This window comes from Mycobacterium sp. 48b, assembly GCF_048282725.1.
Lineage (GTDB): Bacteria > Actinomycetota > Actinomycetes > Mycobacteriales > Mycobacteriaceae > Mycobacterium.
In genome coordinates, this window is record NZ_JBLVUL010000001.1 from 6,007,519 (window position 1) to 6,031,291 (window position 23,773).

21 protein-coding genes are annotated in these 23,773 nt (G+C 67.8%); 7 read left to right on the top strand and 14 right to left on the bottom strand.

Features of this window, described 5'->3' with window-relative positions:
• Nucleotides 1–126 precede the first annotated feature (126 nt).
• Nucleotides 127–1,419, top strand: coding sequence for an HNH endonuclease (locus ACNQR1_RS29350; RefSeq protein ID WP_418049091.1), 1,293 nt, complete (start codon nucleotides 127–129; stop codon nucleotides 1,417–1,419).
• Nucleotides 1,420–1,439: 20 nt separating this feature from the next.
• On the opposite strand, the gene ACNQR1_RS29355 is transcribed toward ACNQR1_RS29350, so the two are convergent.
• The 11 genes from ACNQR1_RS29355 to ACNQR1_RS29405 all read right to left on the bottom strand — a co-directional run bounded on the left by ACNQR1_RS29355 (nucleotide 1,440) and on the right by ACNQR1_RS29405 (nucleotide 11,520).
• Nucleotides 1,440–1,895, bottom strand: coding sequence for a nuclear transport factor 2 family protein (locus ACNQR1_RS29355; RefSeq protein WP_418049092.1), 456 nt, complete (start codon nucleotides 1,893–1,895; stop codon nucleotides 1,440–1,442).
• Complete coding sequence (tsaD, locus tag ACNQR1_RS29360; RefSeq protein WP_418049093.1) at nucleotides 1,892–2,914, bottom strand: tRNA (adenosine(37)-N6)-threonylcarbamoyltransferase complex transferase subunit TsaD; 1,023 nt, start codon at nucleotides 2,912–2,914, stop codon at nucleotides 1,892–1,894. The genes ACNQR1_RS29355 and tsaD overlap by 4 nt, the downstream gene beginning before the upstream one ends.
• Entirely contained in the window at nucleotides 2,911–3,372 is a 462-nt protein-coding gene (gene rimI, locus ACNQR1_RS29365; RefSeq protein ID WP_418049094.1) for a ribosomal protein S18-alanine N-acetyltransferase, read from the bottom strand. Before rimI ends, tsaD begins: the two co-directional genes overlap by 4 nt.
• Entirely contained in the window at nucleotides 3,369–4,007 is a 639-nt protein-coding gene (tsaB, locus tag ACNQR1_RS29370; protein WP_418049095.1) for a tRNA (adenosine(37)-N6)-threonylcarbamoyltransferase complex dimerization subunit type 1 TsaB, read from the bottom strand. Before tsaB ends, rimI begins: the two co-directional genes overlap by 4 nt.
• Nucleotides 4,004–4,471, bottom strand: a complete 468-nt coding sequence (tsaE, locus tag ACNQR1_RS29375; protein ID WP_418049096.1) for a tRNA (adenosine(37)-N6)-threonylcarbamoyltransferase complex ATPase subunit type 1 TsaE — start codon at nucleotides 4,469–4,471, stop codon at nucleotides 4,004–4,006. The genes tsaB and tsaE overlap by 4 nt, the downstream gene beginning before the upstream one ends.
• On the bottom strand, nucleotides 4,464–5,552 hold the full coding sequence (locus tag ACNQR1_RS29380; protein ID WP_418049097.1) for an alpha/beta fold hydrolase: 1,089 nt from the start codon (nucleotides 5,550–5,552) through the stop codon (nucleotides 4,464–4,466). The genes tsaE and ACNQR1_RS29380 overlap by 8 nt, the downstream gene beginning before the upstream one ends.
• Nucleotides 5,549–6,718, bottom strand: a complete 1,170-nt coding sequence (gene alr / locus ACNQR1_RS29385) for an alanine racemase (RefSeq protein WP_418049098.1) — start codon at nucleotides 6,716–6,718, stop codon at nucleotides 5,549–5,551. Before alr ends, ACNQR1_RS29380 begins: the two co-directional genes overlap by 4 nt.
• Before the next feature lie 47 nt (nucleotides 6,719–6,765).
• Nucleotides 6,766–7,401, bottom strand: coding sequence for an AAA family ATPase (locus tag ACNQR1_RS29390; RefSeq protein WP_418049099.1), 636 nt, complete (start codon nucleotides 7,399–7,401; stop codon nucleotides 6,766–6,768).
• A gap of 10 nt (nucleotides 7,402–7,411) precedes the next feature.
• Nucleotides 7,412–8,803 carry a glutamate decarboxylase gene (locus ACNQR1_RS29395; RefSeq protein ID WP_418049100.1) on the bottom strand — a complete coding sequence of 464 codons (1,392 nt, stop codon included), beginning with the start codon at nucleotides 8,801–8,803 and terminating at the stop codon, nucleotides 7,412–7,414.
• Nucleotides 8,804–8,817: 14 nt separating this feature from the next.
• Complete coding sequence (locus tag ACNQR1_RS29400; protein ID WP_418049101.1) at nucleotides 8,818–10,230, bottom strand: NAD(P)H-hydrate dehydratase; 1,413 nt, start codon at nucleotides 10,228–10,230, stop codon at nucleotides 8,818–8,820.
• A gap of 81 nt (nucleotides 10,231–10,311) precedes the next feature.
• Nucleotides 10,312–11,520, bottom strand: a complete 1,209-nt coding sequence (locus ACNQR1_RS29405) for a cytochrome P450 (protein ID WP_418049102.1) — start codon at nucleotides 11,518–11,520, stop codon at nucleotides 10,312–10,314.
• Nucleotides 11,521–11,651: 131 nt separating this feature from the next.
• Between ACNQR1_RS29405 and ACNQR1_RS29410 the strand changes: the two genes are divergently transcribed.
• Entirely contained in the window at nucleotides 11,652–14,951 is a 3,300-nt protein-coding gene (locus ACNQR1_RS29410) for a helix-turn-helix transcriptional regulator (RefSeq protein ID WP_418049103.1), read from the top strand.
• A 48-nt stretch (nucleotides 14,952–14,999) separates the two neighbouring features.
• Here the strand turns inward: ACNQR1_RS29410 and ACNQR1_RS29415 are convergent, their stop codons facing one another.
• Nucleotides 15,000–16,433 (bottom strand): PLP-dependent aminotransferase family protein, encoded by a 1,434-nt coding sequence (locus tag ACNQR1_RS29415; protein WP_418049104.1) that lies wholly within the window; start codon nucleotides 16,431–16,433, stop codon nucleotides 15,000–15,002.
• Between the two features lie 57 nt (nucleotides 16,434–16,490).
• On the opposite strand from ACNQR1_RS29415, the gene ACNQR1_RS29420 reads away from it, so the two are divergent.
• Complete coding sequence (locus ACNQR1_RS29420; RefSeq protein ID WP_418049105.1) at nucleotides 16,491–17,438, top strand: DMT family transporter; 948 nt, start codon at nucleotides 16,491–16,493, stop codon at nucleotides 17,436–17,438.
• On the opposite strand, the gene ACNQR1_RS29425 is transcribed toward ACNQR1_RS29420, so the two are convergent.
• Nucleotides 17,349–17,990, bottom strand: a complete 642-nt coding sequence (locus tag ACNQR1_RS29425; RefSeq protein WP_418049106.1) for a TetR/AcrR family transcriptional regulator C-terminal domain-containing protein — start codon at nucleotides 17,988–17,990, stop codon at nucleotides 17,349–17,351. The two genes, ACNQR1_RS29420 and ACNQR1_RS29425, sit on opposite strands and share 90 nt — an antisense overlap.
• Before the next feature lie 65 nt (nucleotides 17,991–18,055).
• Here ACNQR1_RS29425 and ACNQR1_RS29430 point away from each other — a divergent pair, with 65 nt between their 5' ends.
• Together ACNQR1_RS29430 and ACNQR1_RS29435 are read left to right on the top strand one after the other, a co-directional pair.
• The gene (locus ACNQR1_RS29430; RefSeq protein WP_418049107.1) at nucleotides 18,056–19,015 is read left to right on the top strand and encodes a PDR/VanB family oxidoreductase; all 960 of its coding nucleotides are present in this window, start codon (nucleotides 18,056–18,058) and stop codon (nucleotides 19,013–19,015) included.
• Nucleotides 19,016–19,026: 11 nt separating this feature from the next.
• Nucleotides 19,027–19,695 (top strand): MSMEG_1061 family FMN-dependent PPOX-type flavoprotein, encoded by a 669-nt coding sequence (locus ACNQR1_RS29435; protein ID WP_418049108.1) that lies wholly within the window; start codon nucleotides 19,027–19,029, stop codon nucleotides 19,693–19,695.
• Between the two features lie 3 nt (nucleotides 19,696–19,698).
• Here ACNQR1_RS29435 and ACNQR1_RS29440 read toward each other — a convergent pair whose 3' ends face one another.
• The gene (locus ACNQR1_RS29440) at nucleotides 19,699–20,778 is read right to left on the bottom strand and encodes a zinc-dependent dehydrogenase (RefSeq protein WP_418049109.1); all 1,080 of its coding nucleotides are present in this window, start codon (nucleotides 20,776–20,778) and stop codon (nucleotides 19,699–19,701) included.
• A gap of 195 nt (nucleotides 20,779–20,973) precedes the next feature.
• Here ACNQR1_RS29440 and ACNQR1_RS29445 point away from each other — a divergent pair, with 195 nt between their 5' ends.
• Nucleotides 20,974–22,953: a PTS mannitol transporter subunit IICBA gene (locus ACNQR1_RS29445; protein WP_418049110.1), complete on the top strand. Its 1,980-nt coding sequence runs from the start codon at nucleotides 20,974–20,976 to the stop codon at nucleotides 22,951–22,953.
• Nucleotides 22,954–22,989: 36 nt separating this feature from the next.
• The gene (locus tag ACNQR1_RS29450; RefSeq protein WP_418049111.1) at nucleotides 22,990–23,748 is read left to right on the top strand and encodes a DeoR/GlpR family DNA-binding transcription regulator; all 759 of its coding nucleotides are present in this window, start codon (nucleotides 22,990–22,992) and stop codon (nucleotides 23,746–23,748) included.
• The last annotated feature ends 25 nt before the right edge of the window (nucleotides 23,749–23,773 follow it).

Consider the following 23,773-nt stretch of genomic DNA (forward strand, 5'->3'; position numbering starts at 1 on the left):
ACCTAGCACTCTATACATGCGAGTGCTAGCACTCAAGGGTGGGTTGTGCGCCGCACGCGAAACTCAGGGAAGGACTCGAACCCTGCCAAAAACCATGAGTCAGTGCACAGTGCTATGCTCGAACACATGTTCGAAGTTAGTTGGAACATCGACCTCGCCGCCACGGAAGCGGCGTTGGTCGATCAGCTAGCTGCGATGACCCGCGCGACCGCCGGCATTGCCGCGGAACAGGTCAGGTTGACGGCGCTGCTGGAAACCAAGCGCCTCGCCCGTGAGGCCGCTGAGGGTGTACCTGCCGCCAGACGTGCCCAAGGGCTGGCCTCGGAGGTCGGGCTGGCCCGCAAGGCCTCCCCTTGGCACGGGGCCAAGTATCTGAAGGCGTCCCGGATCCTGGCCGACGATATGCCCCACACCCTGGCCGCACTGCAGTCGGGGGCGCTTACCGAAAACCGGGCGATGATCATCGCAGACCAGGCCGCCTGCCTGTCACCAGCAGATCGACACGCGATGGACGCCGAACTGTGCGCCGATCCTGACGTGCTGGATGGTCTGGGGGACAGAAAGGTTGAGGCCGAGGCGGGGCGGGTGGCGTTTCGGCTCGACCAGGACGCCGTGATGGAGCGCATCAGCCGCCATCAGTGCGATCGCGCCGTCACGCTGCGTCCCGCTCCGCACGGCATGGCGTACGTGACGGCGCTGCTGACCGCGGCCGAAGGCGTCACGGCCTATCAGGCGTTGCAGGCGGAAGCTGCTGCAGCCGCGGCGGCATCGATCGCCGCCGGAGATGGATGCGAGGGGAAGGGCCCGTTGATGGCCGACGCCTTCTATCGACGCGTCACCGGGCGTGAGGTCGGGGCGGCGGTCCCGGTCGACCTCAATCTGGTGGTCTCCGACGAGAGCTTGTTGGCCCAGGGTTCCGAGCCGGCGGTGCTGCAGGGATACGGCCCCATTCCGGCGGCGGTGGCCCGGCAGATGGCATTGGCGGCGCTGCTGGACCCCGAGGTCGAGGCCGCGGTGCGCAAGCTCTACGCAGATCCGGCCACCGGCAACTTGGTCGCTCTGGAGTCCACCGCCCGGGCGTTCCCCAAGGGGCTGCGCTGGCTGATCGCCTTGCGTGACCAGCGCTGCCGCACCCCCTACTGCGACGCACCGGTTCGCCACATCGACCACATCACCCGGCACGCCGACGGCGGTCCGACCAGCGCCGGCAACGGACAAGGGCTGTGCGAGCGCTGCAATTACACGAAGGAAAGCCCAGGGTGGCAGACCGCGACCACCTACGACCGGTACGGCCGCCACACCACAGAGCTCACGACGCCGACCGGGCGCACCTATCGAAGTACCGCCCCGCCGCTACCCGTGGGCGCTCGGGTGTTCACCAGCGACTTCCACGTCGTGAACATCCGCACGGCCGCATAGCCGGCGTCCCGAGGCCCGTCCTATAACGCGATGTTCAGATGGTCGGACACGTCTCCGACCATCTCGACATCGACCTTGCGCTCGGTGAAATACCAGCCACTTTCATCGCGGGCGAACACGTCGAAGTAGCGGCCGACCGCGATGGGCTGCAGCGGCACCGTTTCGGTGTTCTGGACGACGACGAACGTCGAGCGGGCCGTCGCGCCCGCACCGTCGATGTCGACGATCGGGTTGAGCACAAGGTGTCGAGTTCGGGTGCGGTTGCCGTGGTCCGGGAACCGCCGGGTGGTGTGCGCGAACAACTTGGCGATGGCCTGCTCCCCAGCGACGCTGCCCGATGCGGGGCCGCCGAACGTGGCACGCCCCAGCAGAGTCCCGACCCCGTCGAAGTCTCCGGCATCGATCAGCTCGGCATAGCGGTAGAGGAGCTCGGTGACCTCGAGCTTGTCGGCCAGCTTGTCGGGCAGAGAGCTCATGCCACCTGTCCCTTCACCACCGGCAGCCCCGGATCACTGGCCGCATCCAGCGGCGAGGGTGCCGCACCGGCCGCGATCAGGTGTGCGGCGAACGAGGCGATCATCGCGCCGTTGTCGGTGCACAACCGCGGCCGCGGCACCCGCAGCGTCAGGCCTGCCGCTGCGCAGCGTTCCTCGGCCAGTTCCCGAAGCCGGGAGTTGGCCGCCACCCCGCCGGCGATCAGCAGGGTGGACACCCCGATGTCGGTGGCCGCCCGCACGGCCTTGGCCGTCAGCACGTCGGCGACGGCCTCCTGGAAACCGGCCGCCACGTCGGCCTGGGAAGCCTCCGGGTGGGCTTCCACATAGCGGGCCACCGCGGTCTTGAGACCGGAGAAGCTGAACACGTACGGGTCGTCGCGCGGCCCGGTCATCCCTCGCGGGAAGACGATGGCGTCGCGGTCACCGGTGCGGGCCAAGTCATCGAGCACCCGCCCGCCGGGATAGCCCAGTCCGAGCAGCCGGGCCACCTTGTCGTAGGCCTCACCGGCGGCGTCGTCGACGGTGCTGCCCAACTCGATGATGGGCTCCCCCAGCGACCGGACATGCAGCAGATGGGTGTGGCCACCGGACACCAGCAGGCCCACACTCTCGGGCAGCGGGCCGTGGTCGTACACGTCGGCGGCAAGGTGCCCACCGAGGTGGTTGACCCCGTAGAACGGGACGTCCCAGCCGGCCGCATACGCCTTGGCGGCGGCCACACCGACCAGCAGCGCCCCGGCGAGCCCGGGGCCGATGGTGGCGGCGACGACGTCGGGCCGGTCGATGCCCGCGGTGTCCAGGGCGCGGCGCATAGTCGGCCCCAGCGCTTCCAGGTGCGCGCGCGAGGCGATCTCGGGAACGACGCCGCCGTACCGGGCATGCTCGTCGACGCTGGAGGCCACCTCGTCGGCCAGCAGCCGTACCGTGCCGTCTTCGGCGAGGTCGGCGATGCCGACTCCGGTTTCGTCACAGGAACTTTCGATAGCCAGGATGATCACGTCAGGTTCCCTTGGGGAAGGCGTTGCATGGTGTAGGCGTCGGCCCCGCTGGCGCGGTAGTACCGCTTGCGCAGGCCGATGTTGACGAATCCGACGCTCTCGTACAGCCCGATGGCCGGTTCGTTGTCGGTGCGGACTTCCAGGAAAACCGTTCCGCCCGAGGCGAAGTCGAGCAGATCATCGAGCAGCCGACGCCCGATCCCCTGCCCCTGGAACTCGGGGTCGACCCCGATGGTGTGGATCTCGTATTCGTACGGCCGCATGCGGCCCAGCCGGGAGATGCCGGCATAGCCGACCAGCACCCCGTCGCTGCGGGCCGCGATGTAGCGGTTGTGCTTGGCGTCGAGCTCGGCCAGAAATGCCGTGGCCGGCCACGGATCGTCGCCGGCGAACAGCTTGGCCTCCAGCTCCGCACACCGTGGGGCATCAGCCCGGGTCAGCGCGTCGAACACGGTCATTTCCGGACCGCCACAGACGGTTTGGCGTCGGGCCGGCGCAGGTACAGCGGCACCAGCGGTTGCGGCTCATCCCAATCGGCGACGGCGCGCACCAGGCCCGTAGGGGTCGGGTAGACGACGTCGAGCCGGGGCAGGGTGAACAGTTCGGCATGCTCGGGTGAACCGGCCACGGCGGCGACCGAGCTTTGCAGGACCGCCGCCACATCGCCGGGAGCGTTGACGGCGGGACCGTCGACCCGGACCCCGTCGCGGTAGTGCGCCCAGTACACCTCTCGACGCCGCGCATCGGTGACCACCAATACGTCACCGTCGGTGTGGATTCCGATGGCGTCCAGGCTGCACACCCCGTGCACCGGAACGCCCACCGCGTGGGCGAACGCGGCGGCACTGGCCATCCCCACCCGCAGGCCCGTGAACGGGCCGGGTCCGCACCCGACGACGACCGCGTCGAGTTCGGCGACCGTGATCCCGGCATCGGACACGGCGCCGAGCACGTTCGGTGTGAGCTGTTCGGCGTGGGCGCGGGCATCCAGGGTCACCCGTTCGGCGAGGGCCTCCACGGTGCCGTCCTCGGCACGGCGGACCACGCCGGCGCTGACCGCCGGGGTCGCGGTGTCGATGGTCAACACATTCATGGGGCGCTCCACTGCCAGATCACCGTGCGCGTCTCGGTTTCGGTGTCCCGTTCGATCCGGATGTCCAGGTGATGTTCGGAAAGTCGTTCGGCCAGGCCCTCGCCCCACTCGACCACCACTACGGCGTCGTCGAGATCGGTGTCGAGGTCGAGCGCATCGAGTTCGCCCAACAGGTCGACGCCGGGATGGTCGAGCAGCCGGTACATGTCCACATGCACCATCGCCGGCCGGCCGGTCTGCCGGGCGGGATGCACGCGGGCCAACACGTACGTCGGGGAGACCACCGGCCCGTCCACATCCATCGCCGCCGCGATGCCCTTGGCCATCACGGTCTTGCCGGCACCCAGCGGACCGGACAACACCACCACGTCGCCGGCCTTGAGCCCGGCACCCAGCGTTGCCCCCAGCGCGATGGTGTCCTCGGTGGTGGCCAACTGGGCCGTGCCGGCACTGCGTTCAGCCACGGAACCGGACCCGGTCGCGGACCCGGCGGGTCAGGGTGACCAGTTTGGAGGGGGTGGCCCGCTCCACCAGACGGACCAGTGCGTCGTCGATCACCACGGGCTCCTCAAGCTGGACCAGGTGGCCCGCTCCCCCGACGATCACCAGTTCGGAGCGGGGTAGCTGTGCGGCCATGGCCTTTGAGTATTCCATTGGGGTGAGCAGGTCACGGTCACCGCAGGCGATCAGTGTCGGCACTTTCGCCAGCACCCGCAGGGCCCCCGCCTCGTCATGGACCTCCAGCGCATGCAGGAATTCGACCAGCGTGGTGATCGAGGTGCCGTGCATCATCCGCTCGGAGAATTCGACCACGCTCGGGCTGACCGCCTCGTCGCCGTAGGACGCGACGCGCAGGACCGGACCGATCACCGACCGCGCCGCGCCGCGGGTGCGATGCACGGCGCCGGGGGCATAACGGGCCACGAACCGCACCGCCTCCAGCGCCGGGTTACGCAGGATCTCGCCCAGCGGAGACCGGGCCACGCCCTCGACCGCCGAGGAGATCACCGCGGCACCCACGATCTGCTTCGGATAGCGGTGCGGGAACTGCCGCGCATGCGAGAGCACCGTCATACCGCCCATCGAATGGCCGACCAGCACCGCGGGTCCACGCGGAACCGTCACAGCCAGAACGGCTTCCAGGTCGCGCCCGAGTTGTTCGACGGTGTAGGTCTCGGGCGGCGCTGCGCCGGACTGACCGTGGCCACGCTGGTCGTAGAACACCATCCGCACCTGCGGGCCCCACTGTTCGGCCAGCCGGGTGCGCTGAAAGTAGAAGGCCCCCATACGCAGACAGAAACCGTGCGCGAACACCACCGTCAGCGGGGCATCGTTGGGGCCGACCTCACGCACCGCCAGCGGCACCCCGTCCTCGGTCGTCACCACGGAGCTGCGGTCGGCATCGAGGCGCTCGAAATCCTCGCCCAGGTAGGGATCCTCGCCGGCTCTGCGACGGGTCAGGGACCGCGCCACCGACCTGCCCGCCACCGTGCCCACGGCCGTCAGCCCGGCGGCCCCGGCCAACCACTGAGCGTTGCGACTCAACGCCCGCGACCTGCCTGCAGATAGGTACGGCTGATCCGTCCGCGTGGACTGGTGACCACCTCGTAATTGATGGTGCCGAGCAGTTCGGCCCAGTCCTGCGCGGTCTGTTCACCGTGGCTGCCGGGACCGAACAGGATCGCCTCGTCACCTTCGGTGACGTCGGTGACGTCCGGGCCGAGATCGACGACGAACTGGTCCATACAGATCCGCCCGACGGCCGGGCGGCGCCGGCCGTTGATCAGCACCTCGATCTTCCCGCTCAACGAGCGGAAGATGCCGTCGGCGTAGCCCACCGGTATCAGCGCCAGGGTGGTGTCCCGGTCGGCGATCCAGCGGTGACCGTAGGACACCCCGTCGCCGGCATGGACCGAACGCACCAGCACCACAGGGCATTTCAATGTCATGGCGGGAATCAGCCCCATGTCGCCACGCTCGGGGATGGGACTGAGGCCGTAGACCGCGATGCCGGGCCGCACCATGTCGAAGGCCAGATCCGGACGGGTCATCGCCGCAGGCGAATTGGACAGATGCGCCAGCTCGAACACCACGCCTTGTTCAGCGGCCTGCTCACGCATCGCGGTCAGGCGCCTGCCCTGCAGGTCGTTGAACGGATTGTCCGGCTCGTCGCCGTGCACCAGGTGACTCATGATGCCGCGGACCTGGATCGCCCCGTCGGCCTGGGCTCGGTCCAACCCGGCGATCACCTCGGGGAAATCGGCCGGGCTGACACCGTTGCGGCTCAGCCCCGTGTCGACCTTCACCGAGACAGTCGCGGTGCGGCCGGTCTGATGCACGGCCGCCACCACGGCATCGAGTTGGCGCACCGAGGACACCGCGATCTGAATGTCGGCCTCGAGTGCGGGGGCGAAGTCGGTGCCCGGCGGGTGCAGCCAGCACAGCACCGGGGCCGTGATTCCGCCGGCCCGCAGTGCCACGGCCTCGGCGATGGTCACCACCCCGAGTTCGGCGGCTCCGGCAGCCAGCGCGGCGCGGCCCACCTCGACAGCGCCGTGCCCGTAGCCGTCGGCCTTGACCACTGCCATCACCCGGGCGCTGCCCGCATGTTCACGCAGCAGGCGGACGTTGTGGTCGATCGCGCCGAGGTCCACCATCGCCTGCGGCGATGCGTGCGGGGTCAGCGATGTCTCGAGTTCGGTCGTCTGCATGTCATATCACCGCCGACCATTGTCCCAGAGGCAGGCATCGGGGCAGATCACAGCCGGATGTGGGTGACGGTAACGCCCAGGCGGCGTATCCGAGCCCGGATCTCACTGTCGGTGTTCGGCGCCAGCTTCACTCCCGCGGTCGCGGCGATTCGGTCAGCCACCTGCGGAATGGTGAGCGTGTCGGTCCAGATGTGGTCGGCGAATTCCGGTCCCGCCAGCGTCTGCAGGCCGCGGTCCAGCCGCTCGACCGCAAACGCCTCCCGCCGCAGCATCCGCTCCTGCTGACCGGCCCGCCGCAGCAATCCACCGAACCCCAGCCCACGGTCGGACAACCGGTCGAGCACCGTTTCCCGACGGGCCAGCAACGCGAAGTGGAACACGGCGTGACCCGCGTCCCGGAGCCGCCCGACCGTCTCGGCGAAGTACTGCGGTTCGATCACCGTCATGGGCGCGATGACCGGGCCTTCGTGGCAGCGCAACGTGTGGTCCAGCACCTCGAACACGCCCTGCCGCCAGGCCGGCAGGTCCTGGAAATCCCCACGCAGATGCCGCGGCATCGTGCGGTGCAGCCCGTATCCGACGAACTCCGGATCGCACACCACGCTGGCGGCCAGACGACGGTTCAATTCATAGGCAGTCTGGGTCTTGCCCACGCCGAACGGCCCGTTGATCCACAGCAGCACGCCTTCGACGCTAGTGCGCAAACGGCTGCAGGTCGTCGAACGCTCCGCGTGGCTTGAGCGCGTCGAGCCGCCCGAGCACCGTGATCGTGTCCTCCTTGAGCGCGCGGGCCAGATCGGCCGAGAACCCCTCGCGCACGACGACCCGCAGCACCACGATGTCGGTGGCCCCCTCGGGCATGGTGTAGGCAGGCACCTGCCAGCCGAACGAGCGCAGCCCCTCGGACACGTCGAACTCGGTGTAACCCGGTTCGCCCTTGAGCCGGAAGCTGACGACGGGGATGGCCGAGCCATCGGTGATCAGCTCGAAGTGCTCGCTGTCGCGCAGTTCGTCCCCCAGCCAGCGGGCCGTCTGGGACAGGCACTGCATCACCTGGGTGTATCCGGCCCGGCCGAGGCGCAGGAAGTTGTAGTACTGCCCCACCACCTGGTTGCCGGGCCGGGAGAAGTTCAGGGTGAACGTCGGCATGTCGCCGCCGAGGTAGTTGACCCGGAACACCAGGTCCTCGGGCAGGTACTCCTTGCTGCGCCACACCACGAAGCCGATTCCGGGGTAGGTCAGGCCGTACTTGTGACCGCTGACGTTGATCGACACCACGCGCGGCAACCGGAAATCCCACTCCAGGTCGGGGTGCAGGAACGGGACGACGAACCCGCCGCTGGCGGCATCGACGTGCACGGGAATGTCCAGGCCCTTGTCTTGCGAGAGCTGATCCAGCGCCGCGCAGATCTCGGCGATCGGCTCCAACTCCCCGGTGTAGGTGGTGCCCAGGATCGCGACGACGCCGATGGTGTCCTCGTCGACCGCGTCGAGCACCTGCTCGGGGGTGATCACGTAACGCCCCTCCTCCATCGGCAGGTAGCGCGGCTCGACGTCGAAGTAGCGGCAGAACTTTTCCCACACCACCTGGACGTTGGAACCCATCACGAGGTTGGGTCTTCTGGAATTCCAGCCGTCCTTTCCTGACCCGACCTTCTCGCGCCACCGCCATTTCATGGCCAGGCCGCCCAGCATCACTGCCTCACTGGAACCGATCGTGGAGACTCCACATGCAGCCGAAGCGTCGTCGTCGCTCAGTCCTTCGGCGTGGAACAGGTCGGCGACCATGCTCACGCAGCGCGCCTCGATCGCGGCGGTGGCCGGGTACTCGTCCTTGTCGATCATGTTCTTGTCGAACGTCTCGGCCATGAGCTTCTCGGCCTCGGGATCCATCCACGTGGTGACGAACGTGGCGAGGTTCAACCGTGAGCTGCCGTCGAGCATCAGCTCGTCGTGGATGAAGCGGTACGCCGCACCGGGTTCCATCGACTTGTCGGGCAGGCGCAGCGACGGGACCGGTGACATCGCCAGCCTGCCGGTGTAGGCCGGCGAGATGTGCGGGGTGTGACGGTGTTTGTGCGACATGCAGATCCTTTTCGTTACAGCGCGGCGATCGCGGCGCGGACGTGGGCGAGGATGCGTGACGCCGAGGTCGGCGCCGGGTTGGGACCGGGATCGGCCGCCGACAGGTCGGCGGCGCGGGCATGGACGAAGGCTGCAGCGGCTGCGGCTTCGCCGGGGGGCAGTCCGCCGGCCAGCAGGGCGCCGATGATCCCGGACAGCACATCGCCGGATCCGGCTGTGGCAGCCCAAGATTGGCCGGCGGGGTTGAGATAGGTGGTCGTGCCTGGTGACGCGACGACGGTGACGTTGCCCTTGAGCAGCACGGTGGCGCCGAGCCGGTCGGCCAGGCCGCGGGTGGCGGCGACGCGATCAGCGCCCGGTGGATCACCTGCCAGCCGTTCGAATTCCCCGGCATGGGGGGTGAGCACGGTCGGGGCGCTGCGGCCGGCGAGCAATCCGGGATCGGCGGCCAGCATCGTGAGCGCGTCGGCGTCGACGATCACCGGCAGATCGGACTCGAGCGCGAAAACCAGCGCGGCCTTCGCCGTGTCATCGGTGCCCAGCCCGGGGCCGACCACCCAGGCCTGGACCCGGCCCGCCTCCTGCGGACTGGCCGCGGCGATCACCTCGGGCCAGTGCGAAAGTACCTGCGGTCCGGCACTTCCGGCATAGCGGACCATGCCGGACGTGGCGGCCACCGCAGCGCCGGTGCTCAACACGGCCGCACCGGGATAGGTTGCCGAGCCGGACACCACCCCCGTCACGCCCTGGGTGTACTTGTCGTCGTGCGGGCCGGGAATGGGCCAGCGGGCCCGCACATCGGCCACCTCTAACCCCGCCAGGTCGGGCGGCGCCAGATCCAGACCGATGTCCACGAGTTCGACCCGACCGCACTCCCCCAGGGCGTGTACGGGTTTGAGACCGCCGAGCGTGACGGTCAGGACGGCATGCACATGCGGGCCGTCGGCGGCCCCGGTCTGGACATCGAGACCGCTGGGGATGTCGACAGCGACCACAGGCGCCGTGTTGGCCTCGAACACCGCCGCGGCATTGGGGCGCAGTGGGCCGCGCCCGGAGATTCCGACGACTCCGTCGATCACCAAATCGGTTGCCGCAGAGATGCCGGACACCACGCGGCCGCCGGCGCGCAGGAACGCGGCCAGGCCCTTGGCATGAGTTTTCTCCGGGTTCAGCAGGACGGCGTCAGCTGCCGCTCCGCGGCGACGCAGGAACGTCGCCGCCCACAGGGCGTCACCGCCGTTGTCACCGGAACCCACCACCGCACAGATCCGCCGGCCGGCAACCCCACCGGTCCTGATCTTCAGTTCGGCGGCGATCGCGGTCGCCAGCCCATAGGCGGCGCGGCCCATCAGCACACCGTCGGGCAGCGATGCCAGCAGTGGCGCCTCAGCCTCACGGATCGCATCGGCCGAGTAGTAGTACCGCATCAGCTCCCGCTCCGCTCGATGTGCCGTCGACTTTGCCGCGCGCCAACAGGTTACGCGCGGGAACGAGCAGGGATGCGGCGTTCAGTGGCCGGGTTCGAATTCGACAGGCAACGCTGTGGGTCCGGAGATGCCGAAGATCGGCCTCCACGGCGCCGGCCCGGCACAGCAAATGGCGGGCATGCGCCGGGCCATCACGGCAAGGACCTCGGCCAGTTCGATCTTGGCCAGGTGGATGCCGAGACATTGGTGCGCACCACCGCCAAATGTGAGGATTACCGCCGCGTTCTGCCTGGTGACGTCGAAGTGATCAGGGTCCGGGAACACCGCGGGGTCCCGGTTGGCGGCGGCCGTGTTGGCCACCACGAATGTGCCTCTCGGGATGCTGCAGTCATCCAGATCGAGATCGTCGCGCGCCACCCGGATCGTGGAGAACGAGGCCGGTGCGTACCTCATCACCTCGTCGACGACCCGCGGCGCCAATTCGGGGTGTGCGGCCAGCAACTCCCACTGGCCGGGATGCGCGCAGAGCACCTGGACCGCCGCCGCCAACTGGTTGCGGGTGGTGTCGGTGCCTGCGACGAGCAGCACGGCGACCAGGTTCAGCAGCTCGGCGCGACTCAAGCGGTCGTCCCCGTCCACAGCACTGACGAGCTCGGACAACAGATCGTCGGTGGGAGACCGACGCCGTCGTTCCGTCAAGTCAGCGAGGTAGTCGTCCATGTTGTCCCACGCCCACAGGATCGCTGTCTCGTGCCGGGCGACGTCCGGTCCGAACGCCTTCGCGACCCCCCTCACCCAGCCACCGAACAGGTGCCAGTCCTCGGGAGGCACACCGAGCAGATCGCAGATGATCGGTATCGGATACGGCCGTGCCAGGTCGGCGACTACATCGCATCGCCCTTCGCCGGTACAGCGCCCCACGAGTTCGTTGCTGACGCGGACACATGCGCCGCGCATCCGGGCCGCGGCGCGGGGCGTGAAACTCCGGGAGACCAGGCGGCGCAGCCGCCGGTGAGCGTCGCCGTCCTGCCCGACGATCGACTGACACACTCGGTCCCAGAGCGGCCCCGATGTGATCCCCTGCGCCGAGAGCCCGTTTCCTGCCGGCATCACAAACCGCGCATCCCGCAGGACCGCGCGGACCAGCCGATAGCTGAGTGCCTCCGGCCCGAATGGGCCCAGCGCGATCGGGGCCGCGCGACGCACCGCCGCGATGTTGCGGTGCGCGTCTGCTGGGTCGCGGGCGCCGTAATAGTCGAGGGACGGACACGTGATGGGTAGCTGCGTCATGCCCGAACTGTGCCCGGCAGCGGGACCGATTCCATCGGCACAAACGCGACGATCTGACGCGACACCTGCGGGGCCCGATATAGGCAATTTCGCCGATGATCTGCGATCAGGTCCACCGGATGCTGGCTACCATGACCGAAAGCGACTGGAGCACCGCCACCATGAGTGACTCTCTTCCGACCGGAACAGTGACGCTGCTGTTGGCCGACATCGAGGGCTCGACGCGATTGTGGCAATCGCAGCCCGAGGAGATGGCTGTCGCGGTAGCAGGACTGGACCGGACGATCGGTGCACTCATCGCCACCCACAGCGGGGTGCGACCGGTCGAACAGGGCGAGGGCGACAGCTTTGTGATCGCGTTCGCGCGGGCCTCCGATGCGACGGCCTGCGCCGCGGCCCTGCAACGTGCCCCGTTGGCCCCGATCCGGCTGCGCGTCGGGTTGCATACCGGTGAGGTGCAGTTGCGCGACGAGGGAAACTACATCGGCACGACGATCAATCGCGCCGCACGCTTGCGCGAACTCGCCCACGGCGGGCAGACGGTTTTGTCCGGCACGACAGCCGATCTGGTGGCCGAGAACCTGCCCGACGGTGTCTATCTGGCGGAGCTGGGGTCCCACATGTTGCGTGATCTCCCGCGTCCCGAACGGGTGACGCAGCTGTGTCATGCCGACCTCGTCAACGAATTCCCCCCGCTGCGCACCACAAAAAAGGCATCACTGCACAATTTTCCGGCTCAGCTCACAAGTTTCGTGGGTCGCGTCGACGAGATCAACGCCACACGCGATGTGCTCGCCGGCTGTCGCCTGGTCACCCTGACCGGCGCGGGAGGTGTCGGCAAGACCCGCTTGGCCATTCAGGTCGCCGATCAGGTGGCAGCCGAATTCGATGGCACCTGGTACGTCGATCTGGCGCCGGTCACCGATCCAGAGGTCGTGCCCATCGCGGTGGTGCGCGCGCTGGGACTCCTCGATCAACCGGGTCGCCCCGCCACGGAAATGCTGAGCCGCTTCATCGGTGAACGACGCGCACTCATCGTGCTGGACAACTGCGAGCACCTGTTGGATGCCTGTGCACAGCTCGTCGCGCAGCTGCTGACCGCCTGTCCCCACCTCGTTCTGCTGACGACCAGCCGGGAGCCGATCGGAGTCGCCGGAGAAGCCGTAACACCGGTTCCTCCCCTGCCGTGCGACGACGACGCCGTCACACTCTTCGCCGACCGCGCACGGCTCGTCCGCCCGGATTTCGTTGTCACCGATACCAACTCCGCGGCGGTATCCGAGATCTGCCGCCGGCTCGACGGCATGCCGTTGGCTCTCGAGCTCGCCGCGGCACGGATTCGGGCATTGTCGCTGACCGAGATCCTCGACAGCCTTCATGACCGATTCCTTCTGCTCACCGGCGGAGCGCGCACGGCGGTCCGGCGCCAGCAGACCTTGTACGCATCCGTGGACTGGTCACATGCGCTACTGACCGAGACCGAGCGGATCCTGTTGCGCCGCCTGGCCGTATTCATGGGAGGGTTCGATCTGGACGCCGCGCGTGCCGTCGCCGCCGACGGCGACCTGGCGTCCTATCAAGTGCTCGATGTGCTGACCCTTCTGGTCGACAAGTCACTCGTGCTCGCCACCGACGTCCGCGGACGAACCCGATATCGGCTGCTCGAAACAATCCGGCAGTACGCGCAGGAGAGGCTGAACGAGTCAGGTGAGGCGTACCCCGTACGCACCCGTCACCGGGATTACTACGGGACGAGAGCCGACACGCTCGGTGCACCGGCCGGCACCGACGGCCGGTGGCGAATCAAACAGGCAGAGGCCGAGATCGACAATCTTCGAGCGGCATTCGGCTGGAGCCGTGATACCGGTGACGTCGGCACCGCGTTGCGGCTGGCTTCCGCGCTCTGGCCGGTCTGGGTTTCTCGAGGCCAGCTGCGCGAGGCGTCAGGCTGGTTCGACGCCGCCCTGTCTGACGAAGGCGCGCACTACCCCGGTGTCGACGCCACGGTATGGGTTCAGGCCCTGGCGAACAAGGCAATGCTGCATGCGATGGTCGGTGCGCCGAATCCCATCGACCTGGCCACGGAGGCATTGGCGGCCGCCCGGGAGACCGGTGACACGGCGCTCGTCGTCAAAGCACTCACCGCATGCGCGGGCACCGCCGCGTTCGACGCCGGTATCGCGCGGCCATACGCCGATGAGGCGATCGGCCTCACCCGCCAATCGGGCGATATGTGGCAGTTGAGCCAGATCCTTGCCTGGCGAGGGCAAGTCTCGTATTTCTCCGGTGATCCGGCCACAGCGCGCAGATGCGCGGAAGAAGGCCACGATATGGCGTGCGCGGTCGGCGACCAATTCGTGTCGCGGGCATTCCGCTGGGCCGTCGGCTGGGCCGAGCTGATCGATGGCCAGTTGTCCGCGGCAGCCGGCCATCTGCGGGAAGTCGCCGCAGATGCCGCCGAGGCAGCGGACCCCGTTTGGAGCTACTCGGGCTATTTCAACCTGGCGTACGCCCTTGCCCACCAAGGTGATACCGCGGGAGCGTACGGCGCCGCCGCCTCGGCACGTGAGGTGGCCGAGGAGATGGGCGGGTTCTACGCGCAGGTGCACGGGCTCACCGTCGGTGTCGCCGCCCTGGCTGCCGGCGATGTCAGGGCCGCACTGGAGGCGCATGAGAACGTCTGGAACCAGGCCGGGATCGAGCTGGAACTCATCCGGATCAACCTCTGGCAACGCGCACTCGTCGCGCTGGCCGACGGTGACCTGACTGCGGCGCGCCGCTGGGCGGACGACGCGGTGGCGCAGACGAGTGGCTGGCATCGCACGTATGCCCTGTTGACGCGAACCAGAGTAGCCCTGGCACAACACGATCCACAGCGGGCCGCGCACGACGCCGCCACCGCACTGGCTTCGGCGAGCGCGGCCGGAGCGATGCTGGGGGTTCCTGATCTCCTGGAATGCCTGGCAGAGGTGGCCGGCGGGGACGGGAACGCGACCGCGGCGGCAAGACTGCTGGGAGCCGCCGAAGCGCTCCGACGGCGCACCGGTGAGGTCCGCTTCGCGATATTCGAGGGCGCATACGCCGCATCGGTCGCGGCTCTTCGAGACGCATTGGGCGAAAACGAATTCGATCAATCGCGCAGTGAAGGCGCCGACATGTCCACCGAAGACGCAGTCACCTATGCGCTGCGTGGCCGTAATGAGCGCAAGCGTCCGGCCAGCGGGTGGGAATCACTGACCCCGGCCGAACACCAGGTGGTCCGACTGGTCTGTGAGGGTTTGGCCAACAAGGAGATTGCGGCACGACTCTTCGTATCGCCCAGGACCGTTCACGCCCACCTGACCCATGTCTACGCCAAACTCGGGGTGGCGTCGCGGGTTCATCTCGTGCGGGAGGCCGCACACCACGAGCCTCCCGTACCGCGAGAGTGATCGGCGGGATTTCTACTACACCCCGGCGTTGCCGGAACGACCACAGCGTCACTTTCGCGCGATCCGCGCCATCCGCGCGATCCGCGCGATCCGCGCGATCGTGGCTGCGGCTTCGCGCAACCGGTCCGGCGGGTGCGAGGCGTACCCGAGCACAAGGCCGGGCGGTCCGGGAAGCCGCCGGTGCCACGACACCGGGTGCACGAGCACACCGGCCGCCCGCAGGTCATCTGCCAGCGCAACGTCATCGACGTGTTCGGGCAGCGTGACGAGCAGGTGCAGACCGGCGGCGACACCGCTCACCTCCGCCGCGGGCATCGCGACCGACAGCACGTCCAGGAGCGCGTCGCGACGGGCCCGGTGCCGGCTGCGCATCAGCCGGACATGCCGGTCGTACTCACCTGATTCGAGTAGCCGCGCGAGCACCAGCTGCGGCAGAGTGGGGCTGCCGAGGTCGGTGGCGTGCTTGGCCGCCACCAGGTCCGGTTGGCGCCCCGGCGGCGCAACCACCCAGCCCAGACGCAACGCGGGCGCCAGGCTCTTGGAAGTGCTGCCGGCGTAGGCGATGCGGTCTGGCGCCGACGGGTGCAGGGCTGGGACGGGTGCCCGGTCATAACGATATTCGGCGTCGTAGTCGTCTTCGATGATCAGCTCCCCGTCCCACTCGAGCAGTTCCCGGCGCCGATGCGGGCCGAGCACCACGCCCGTCGGGAACTGATGCGCCGGGGTCAGGAAGACCGTGGGTGCGCCGGTGGCGGCCAGCTCGGTGACGAGGATGCCGTCGCCGTCGACCGGGACAGGCACCGGGCGCAGACCCCAGTACTCGAGTTCGTCGACGGCTCCGCGGGAGCCGGGATCCTCGACCGCGATCGTGTCGAGGCCCGCACCGCGCAATTGCTGGGCCAGTAACGCGACAGCCTGGGCGACACCTGCGACCACGAGGATGTCATCGGGTTCGATCCGCAGCCCGCGCGTGCGGCCCAGCCACGGGGCAAGCGCCGCCCGCAACCTCGGATGGCCGCGGGGATCCCCATAGCCGAGGTCTTCCGGTGAGGTCTCGGCCAGTACCGCCCGCTCGGCCCGCAACCAGGTGCTGCGCGGGAAGGCCGACAGATCGGGCACACCCGGCGAGAGATCGATTCCCTCACCGACCGGCAGGCGGGGCCGCGGCAGCCGCGAGGCCGTCGGCGATGCGATGTCCGCGCGGGACGCCCGGACCGGCTGAGCGAGTACATGGGTGCCGCCACCCGCATGCCCGCTGACCAGACCTTCATCAGCCAGCCGCCGATAGGCCTCCACGACCACACCTCGCGAAACCGCGAGGTCGCTCGCCAACACCCTGGTCGGCGGGAATCGGGTGCCCGGGGTGAGTTTCCCGTCTGCGATCGCGGTGCGCAGCGCGTCGGCGAGCCAGTCGGTGAGTCCACGCGCCGGGGCGGTCGACGGGTCGAGCTGCAGGAAGTCCGCGCCCGCATTTTGGTCCATGACAAATGTCCAAACTTGGTCCTATTTGTTGGACCATATTCGCGCCAGCATGGGTGCATGTCCAGCCCCACCCGCGCCGGTCTGTCAGGCGCCCTCGGCATGACGTTCGTCGGTGGCAGCGTGGCTGTCTCGGGTGCACTCGCCGACGCGCCACTGCACACCGCGCAGGCATTGCGCTACGGCATTGCGTGTGTGCTGTTGCTCGCGTGGGTCCGATTCACCGGCCGGCCGCTGCGCCGCCCCCGCGGCAGTGAGTGGCTCTGGCTGCTGGGGGTCACCGTCAGCGGCCTGGTGCTGTTCAACGTGGCCCTGGTGTATGGATCGCGTCACGCCGAACCCGCGGTCCTGGCAGTGGCGGTGGCGTGCGTGCCGTTGGCGCTGGCGACCGCGGGGCCGCTGCTGGAAGGACGCCGCGCCCGGGCCCAGGTATTGGCCGCAGCCGGTGTGGTCAGCGTCGGGGCTGTCGTCGTCGAAGGGCTGGGCCGAGCCGATGCCATCGGACTGCTCTGGGCAGTGGTCGTTTTCGGCTGCGAGGCCGGCTTCACGCTGCTGGCGGTCCCGGTGCTCGGCTCCCACGGACCTGCGGGAGTATCGGTGCACACCACCTGGATGGCCGCGGCGATATTCGGAGTGCTCGCGCTGACCACCGAAGGGTGGAGAGCGACAGGCAATTTCGACGCGGGCGCGGTCCTGGCGATCGGTTATCTGTCCGTGTGCGTGACGGCGGTCGCGTTCATCCTCTGGTACAGCTGCGTGCGCGTGCTGGGTGCCGGGCGGGCCGGCCTGCTCACCGGGGTCGCGCCGATCGCGGCCGGCGTGATCGGCATTCCCGTCACCGGGGCGGTTCCCGGTGCGGCGGTGTGGGCCGGCATCGGCCTGATCGCGTGCGGACTGGCACTGGGGTTCAGCAACCGGTCAGGCGGACGAATGCATACCCGACACGAGCAGGTTCAGCCCGAAGTCGAATCGCGCGTCGAAGTCGAGCAGCTGCTCGACGGGGCTTGATGCGAGGTGCGGATAGTCGCCTGCACGAACCACACCTTCGAGCGTCTCGACCTCGCCACCGGCAGCACCCTGCTGCTCGAGGACTTCACCGAGGACGTAGCAGAACAGCGAACTTGCCGCCCATAAGGCAGACTCCCGGGCCAGACCGCCGGCCTGGACACTGCCGACGAGCGTGTCGACGAAGGTCAGGTTGGCCCGCTTGGCGGCATAGTTACCGCCGACGATCCGGGCTCCGTCGCGTTGCGCCAGCAGAGCCGAACGGAGGCCCACAGCAAGGCTTTTGACGCGGTAGGTCCACTCCGGTTCGGCAGTGTCGGCGTTGTCGAGCGCCTGCGCCAGAATCGTCTCGGCCATCTCGTCGATGAGGGCGTCCTTGCCGTCGACCAGTCGGTAGATCGTCGGCAGGTGCGCTTGCAGCCGGTCGGCCAGCCGGCGCATCGTCAGCGATTCCAGCCCGCCGTCGTTGACCAGCACCAGGGCCTCCCCGACCACGCGGCCCACCGACAGGTTGGCCAGCGCCACACGATCGCGGCCAGTCGAGGCGGTTGACACGTTAACGATGTTAACACTACGCTCTGACCTGCAATTAACATTGTTAACCACGAGGAGGGCGTGACGTGGGCAGCGAACTGACAGCCGACGGGATCGGCGTCGCCGTCCGACAACTCCGGTGGGAGGCCGACGGTGTGGTGTCGGTGCAGTTGCAATCGCGGTGCGGCGAGCTACTCCCGGCCTGGAAACCCGGAGCGCACATCGACCTGGTCCTGCCGACAGGCATCCAACGTCAGTACTCGTTGTGCGGACCAATCGGTGAGCGGTCGTACTACCGCATCGGAGTGCGGCGGGAACGCACCAGCCGCGGCGGTTCCGAGTACGTGCACGCGTTTCTGCGACCCGGGCAACAACTTACGGTCGCCGGGCTACGCAACACCTTCGAGCTCCATCGCGCCTGCTCATATGTGTTCGTGGCCGGCGGCATCGGCATCACCCCCATCCTCCCGATGATCCGTCAGGCCGAATCCTGGGGCCTGGCCTGGAAACTGCTCTACGGCGGGCACACCGCGGCCTCGATGGCGTTCTCCGACGAACTCCGCGGTTACGGAACACGCGTGAGCTTCTATGCCTCCGACGCCGACGGGCGCATCCCTCTCAGCGAGTGTTTCGCTCAGGTGCAGCCCGGCGCGAAGGTCTACGCGTGCGGCCCCTCGGCGCTGCTGACGGCACTGCAGGACGCCACCGCACATTGGCCGGCGGACAGTCTGCATCTCGAGCGCTTCAAGCCACGTAAGCGGGCAGGATCCGCCAAAGACAAACCGGTCGAGGTCGTGTGCGCGGCGTCGGGCCAGACCGTCGATGTGCAAGCGGGCCAGAGCATTCTGGCCGCACTCGATGACGCCGGGGTCAACGTGCCGTCATCGTGCCGATCGGCGATCTGCGGCGCCTGCGAGACCGCCGTTGTCGACGGCGTGCCCGACCATCGGGACGACATCCTCTCCGAGTCCGAGCGGGCCGCCAACGACCGCATGTACATCTGCGTCTCCCGGGCCCAAACTCCCCGGCTCGTTCTTGACGTGTAAGGAGTCAGCTGATGAAAACGGCAGGCACAGCGGCAGACTCATACTCCCCCGTCTCGATGGAACGGATCAGGGAGATCGTCGGGCACCCCGAGCGGTTCATCGCGGAGAAGAAGGAGGCGAAACTCGGTGAGTTCTCCGCGCGGTTCATCGCACACAGCCCGTTCTTCTGCATGGCCACGGTGGGGGCCGATGGCCAGCTGGACACCAGCCCGCGAGGAGACCCACCGGGTTCAGTCCGGATTCTCGATCCGTGGACGCTCGCCATCCCCGACCGACCGGGCAACAAGCTCGCTGACAGCCACGAGAACATCACCACCCACCCCGCGGTCGGATTGGTCTTCTTCGTGCCTGGCATCCGCGAGGTGATGCGGGTCAACGGCGACGCGTTCGTCACCGACGACCCTGAACTGCTCGAGATGCTCAGCGCCGACGGCAAACCCGCGGTGTTGGCCACCATCGTGCGTATCCGCGAAGTGTTCGGGCAGTGCGGCAAGGCCGTGATCCGGGCCAAGCTCTGGGAAGGCGACAGCCGAGGACTCGCCCACGCCGTGACATTGGGCGGGGACTTCTACACCCTCTCGGTCACCGAGAACGCAGCGAAGATGGCCGAGAAACTGGGCGACCTCGCAGGGTCGCTTCACGCCGTGATCGACGACCACTACGAAAACGAGCTGTACTGACCGTCAGACCGATGCTGTCGCAGCGGCAGGCTCGACCGTCACCTTGATGGCCTCGCCGTTCTGCACGATCGAGAACGCGTCGAGCACGTCGTCGAGCGGGATGTGGCGCGTGATGAGATCCTTCACGGGCACCTGACCGGTCGAGATGTACTGCAGCGCCCGCTTGTTGTGCTCGGGTGCCGAACCGTTGGCACCGTGGATGTGCAACTGCCGGTAGTGCACGACATTCGAATCACAGGTGATGGTCGGGTTGGTCTTGGGCAGTCCACCGAAGAAAGAGATGCGGCCGTTTCGCGCCGCCATGGCGATGGCCTGTTCTTGGGTGATGTTGGCCGCGGTGGCGGTGATGACGATGTCGGCGCCGCGGCCACCGGTCAGTTCCATCACCTTCTCGACGACGTCGACTTCCGCCGCGTTGATCACCTCGTCGGGATGCACTGCGTCGGACGAGATCTTGAGCCGGCTTTCGTTCACGTCGACGAGATAGACGGGACCGCAATCGTGCACGCCGCGCGCGATGCGGATGTGCATGCAGCCGATGGGTCCGGCACCGAACACCACGACGGTGTCGCCCTCTTCGATACCGAGCAGATCCTGCGCGTTGATCGCGCACGCGAACGGTTCGGCCGCCGACGCCTCGTCGTAGCCGACGTTGTCCGGAATCCGGTTCAGGCCGTCGACTTTGAGCACCTGACGCGGAACGATCATGTACTCGGCGAACCCGCCGTCGTACTGGTAGCCCATCGACGTCTGGTTCTGACAGACGGCCATCCAGCCCTTGCGGCACTCGTGGCATTCTCCGCACGGCACCGCTGCGATCACCTGTACCCGGTCCCCCTCGGCCCAGTCGGTGCCATAGGTGGGATTCACGTCCGCACCCACCTCCACGATGTCACCGGCGATCTCATGGCCGATGGTGCGCGGTGGGGTCAGGTTCTGGTGCCCGTTGTGCAGGATCTTGACATCGGTGCCGCAGGTGGAGCAGTTGCGCACCCGGATCTTCACCTCGTCAGGGCCGCACTGGGGCTCCGGCACATCCTCGAGCCGGACATCCTCGGGGGCGTAGTAGCGCAGGGCTTTCATGGCGGTCCTCTCAACTTCTCAGGGACTGGCGGTCACCGGGTCGGTATCAGCACCCTAACGCCAATTCGGTCATAAAACCACAAATTTGTCTGCCCATTTTTGCCCGATTGCTTGCAGTAGTGCCCACTTATGCGTTGTACTGAGTATGCATGTGACCGGCGTCACCAGCAGGCCGGCAAGATCGGAGGTCGTCAGATGTCCACTGTCGAAGCGCCACGCACCGGAGTTCGGGTGCACGTGCAGAAGCTGGGCACCTCACTGTCGAACATGGTGATGCCGAACATCGGCGCCTTTATCGCATGGGGCCTGATCACGGCGCTTTTCATCGAGCAGGGCTGGCTGCAGGCGATCTTCTCCGGGCTGAGGGACCCCGACGGATGGGTGGCCAGGATCGGCGGCTGGGGCAGCTACGACGGCGCCGGAATCGTCGGCCCGATGATCACCTATCTGCTGCCCGTGCTGATCGGATACACCGGTGGCCGGATGATCCACGGCAACCGCGGTGCCGTCGTCGGCGCGATCGCCACCATGGGTGTGGTCGCCGGCGCCGATGTCCCGATGTTCATGGGCGCGATGATCATGGGCCCCCTGGGCGGCTGGGCGATGAAGAAGGCCGACGCCCTCTGGGAAGGCAAGATCCGGCCCGGCTTCGAGATGCTCGTCGACAACTTCTCGGCAGGCATCCTCGGCATGCTGCTGGCCATCTTCGGCTTCTTCGGTATCGGACCGATCGTATCGTCGTTCACCCGCGCCGCCGGAAACGCGGTGGACTTCCTGGTCAACAACGACCTGCTGCCCCTGACGTCACTGCTCATCGAACCGGCGAAGGTGCTGTTCCTCAACAACGCCATCAACCACGGGGTGCTCACGCCGCTTGGCACCACCCAGGCGCTGGAGACCGGCAAGTCGATCCTGTTCCTGCTGGAGACCAACCCCGGCCCCGGTCTGGGAGTCCTGTTGGCGTTCATGGTGTTCGGACGCGGCGCGGCGCGGGCCTCGGCACCGGGCGCGGCGATCATCCAGTTCTTCGGCGGCATCCACGAGATCTACTTCCCGTACGTGCTGATGAAGCCCAAGCTGATCGCGGCCACCATCCTCGGCGGCATGACCGGTGTCTTCATCAACGTGCTGTTCGGTTCCGGACTGCGGGCCCCGGCCGCGCCCGGTTCGATCATCGCGATCTACGCCCAGACCGCCGGCGGCAGCTTCCTGGGTGTGACGTTGTCGGTACTCGGAGCCACCGCTGTCTCGTTCGCCGTCGCCTCGCTGCTGCTCAAGACCGACCGTGCCGATGCCGAACCCGATCTGGCTGCGGCCACCGCCGAGATGGAGGCGATGAAGGGCAAGAAGTCCAGCGTGGCGTCCGCCCTGGTCGGTGCGCCCCGGGGTCCGGTGCGCAGCATCGTGTTCGCCTGCGACGCCGGCATGGGGTCCTCGGCGATGGGTGCGTCGGTGCTGCGCAAGAAGATCCGTGCCGCAGGGTTCGGTGACATCGCGGTGACCAATCAATCGATCGCGAATCTCACCGACACCTACGACCTGGTGGTCACCCACCGCGATCTGACCGACCGGGCTCGCCTGAAAACCGCTTCGGCCGCGCATGTCTCGGTGGAGGACTTCATGAGTTCGCCGCGCTACGACGAGATCGTCGAGATGCTCGCCGACACGAACTCTGCCGGCGACGAGCGCTCGTGCGAACGCCAGACTGGTGGAGATGCGGTTGCCGCGGAACAGCCCGAAAGCAAAGACGATGTGTTGCCCCTCGATTCGATCGTGCTGGCAGGCACCGCCACCTCGGCGGACGCCGCCATCGACGAGGCCGGTGCCCTGTTGGTGGCGGCGGACGCCGTCGATCCGGCCTACGTGGACGCCATGCACGAGCGCGAGAACTCGGTGTCGACCTACATGGGCAACGGTCTGGCCATCCCGCACGGCACGAACGAGGCCAAGACCGCGATCCGCCGCACCGGGATCTCCTTCGTGCGCTATCCAGAACCGATCGACTGGAACGGCAAACCGGCCGAGTTCGTCGTCGGCATCGCCGGACTGGGCAAAGACCACATGGCACTTCTGACCAAGATCGCCCACGTCTTCCTCGACAAGGACGAGGTGGCTCGCCTTCGGGCGGCGACCAGCGCCAGCGAGGTCCGCGCGGTGCTTTCCGACAGCGAATAGCCGACCTCACCCCCGGGCTGCCCCAGAATGGCAAGCGTGGATTCAGATACCCGCCAGAGTCGCATCGTCGAGTTCGCGCGCAGCCGGGGTCGTGTCGATGTGCTGACGCTGGCCGAGGAACTCGACGTCGCGGCCGAGACCATCCGCCGCGATCTCAAGGCGCTGGCCGGGAGGCGACTGCTCAAACGTGTGCACGGCGGCGCGATCCCACTGGAGACCGCGGCGTTCGAATCCACCGTCGAATACCGCAGCCAGGTCGACCTGGCCCAGAAGCACCGCATCGCCGCCGCAGCGGCGCATCTGTTGCACGGCGCCGAAACCGTCTACCTGGACGAGGGTTTCACGCCACGGCTGATCGCCGAGCAGCTCGCCGATCAGGAACTGACCGTGGTGACATCGTCGCTGCTGGCGGCCGAAGCGCTGGCACTCAGCGAGACGGTCACCGTCATGATGATCGGCGGGCGAATGCGAGGGCGCACCCTGGCCACCGTCGACCACTGGGCGGTCGAGCGGCTGAGCAGCCTGGTGATCGACATCGCGTTCCTTGGCACCAACGGGATCACTGCCGAGCACGGCCTCACCACACCGGATCCCGCGGTGGCGGCGGTGAAGCAGACAGCCGTGAACGTCGCACAACGGCGCGTACTGGTGGCAGCGCACCCCAAGTTCGGGGAGACGAGCTTCTGCCGGTTCGCCCACGTCTCCGATTTCGAGTCGATCGTCACCGGTACCGAGCTGCCCGCGGAGGAAGCACAGCGCTATGAAGCCCTGGGGCCGTCGGTGATCCGCACCTGAGGACCAATCCTGCCGAGGCCCGGCA